The organism is Candidatus Binatia bacterium (assembly GCA_036382395.1).
Lineage (GTDB): Bacteria > Desulfobacterota > Binatia > HRBIN30 > HRBIN30 > JAGDMS01.
The window spans coordinates 1-1,865 of the sequence record DASVHW010000147.1; the positions used below are offsets into that span (position 1 = coordinate 1).

1 protein-coding gene and 1 pseudogene are annotated in these 1,865 nt (G+C 64.2%); one reads left to right on the forward strand and one right to left on the reverse strand.

From position 1 onward, the window contains the following. Positions 1 to 413 (forward strand): transposase (locus VF515_06835; protein ID HEX7407352.1); only part of this gene is annotated, 413 nt, incomplete at its 5' end. A gap of 248 nt (positions 414 to 661) precedes the next feature. Here the strand turns inward: VF515_06835 and VF515_06840 are convergent. Further along, a pseudogene (locus tag VF515_06840) lies at positions 662 to 1,809 on the reverse strand (IS3 family transposase). Between the last annotated feature and the right edge of the window lie 56 nt (positions 1,810 to 1,865).

Here is a 1,865-nt window from a genome sequence, read left to right on the forward strand (position 1 = left end):
TTGACGGCACCGTGATCGGACGCTGCATGCAGCGTCACCGGCATGAGGAGTTCATCCGCTTTCTCAACGCCGTCGAGCGCGACGTTCCGGCCGGCAGGCTGATCGAGGCGGTGGTCGACAACTACGCCACGCACAAGCACCCGAAGGTCAAGGAATGGCTCGCCCGGCATCCGCGCTGGAGCTTCCATTTTACGCCCACGTCCGGGTCGTGGCTGAACGCGGTCGAGAATTTCTTCTCGACGCTGACGCGCAAACGCATCCGCCGCGGCAGTTTTCATTCGATCGTCGACCTGCAAGCGGCCATCAACCGCTACCTCGCCGAACACAACGCCGAGCCAAAACCCTTCGTCTGGAAGGCGTCGGCCGCCTCCATCCTGGCCAAGCTCAACAGACTCCCAGCATCATCCGTTTGAGTCAGAGCACTAGCACGAGATCGCTTTGTGTTCCGTCAGGATCGCCACTCGCACCGCATCCAGCGGCGATTTGACCCCGCCCATCTGCAACGCGGCATAAAACCAGCTCGTCTCGCTCCCATCGATGGGAAAGAGCATTGCAGCCCGCATCTTGATGCGGGTTTCCACGGTCTGAAGTTGCCCCGCTTTCGTGGAGTGTTGTGGGACTTGGTTGATGACGTTTCTGCGGCGACGGCCTCCATGGCAGCTTCGTAGGCCATAGGCGAGCGGTAGCCCAACGCGGAATGCAGCCGGACAGGGTTGTACCAGCCTTCGATGAAGCTGAAGCACGCCATTCGTGCTTCGGCCTGCGACCCGAACCGGCGGCGTTCCAGCAGCTCGCATTCGAGGGTGGCAAAGAAGCTTTCGCACATGGCGTTGTCGTAGGCGTCACCCACCGAGCCCATTGACGGCCGAACGCCCGCCTCCTGGCATCGTTTGCCAAATGCGAGCGAGGTGTATTGGCTGCCCTGGTCGCTGTGGTGGATGACGTCACCGGGACGGCGTTGGCCGATCGCCATCTCCAATGCCGCCACGACCAGCTCGGCCCGCAGGTGGTTGGCCATCGACCAGCCGACGATCTTGCGGCTCCAGGCATCCAGCACCACCGCCAGGTAGAGAAACCCACTCGCCGTCGGCACGAAGGTGATGTCGGCAACCCAGAGCTGGTTCGGCTTCGACGCCACGAAGTTGCGGTCCACCAGATCCGGTGCTGGCCGAGCATCTTTGTCGCGCCGCGTCGTCGTGACTCTAGTGCGGCGGCGACTGGCACCGAGCAGACCGGCCTGGCGCATCAGCCGCGCAATGCGTTTGCGGCCATGTCTTGCTCCATCTGCCCGCAACTGCGCATGCACCCGCGGCGCTCCATACGTCTCCCGCGAGCTGGCATGCACCGTCCGCACCCGCTTCAGCAGCATGGCGTCGGCGACCGCCTGGGCGGACGGCGGGCGATACCGCCACGCGTGGTAGCCCGCTTCGGACACGCCGAGCACGCGCGCCATCGTCGCAATCGGAAACGTCGCCTGGTTCGCGCTCATGAATTCGAAGACCCGGACGGCACCGCTCCGGTCTCGCGTGCGAACCAGGCAGCCGCTCGAGAGAGAATGTCGCGCTCCAGCCGCAGCTGCTTGTTCTCCCGCCGCAGTCGGACCAACTCCTCGCGCTCGGCTGCACCCAGCGTGTCAGCCTTCTCCTCCCGGCGCCCCTCCTGCCGGTCGGCCCGCGCCACCCAATTGCGGATCGATTGCGAGGTCGGCTCAAACTCCCGGGCGAGGTCCTCAGGATCGCGCCCGGAACGCACCAATTCAACCATCTGGCGGCGAAACTCAGCCGAATACGGCGCTCGTGTCTTGCTCATCGGTTAACCCTCCTGTGAAAGCCTGAACGGCTCCACCAAGGCGGGTCAACTTCAGT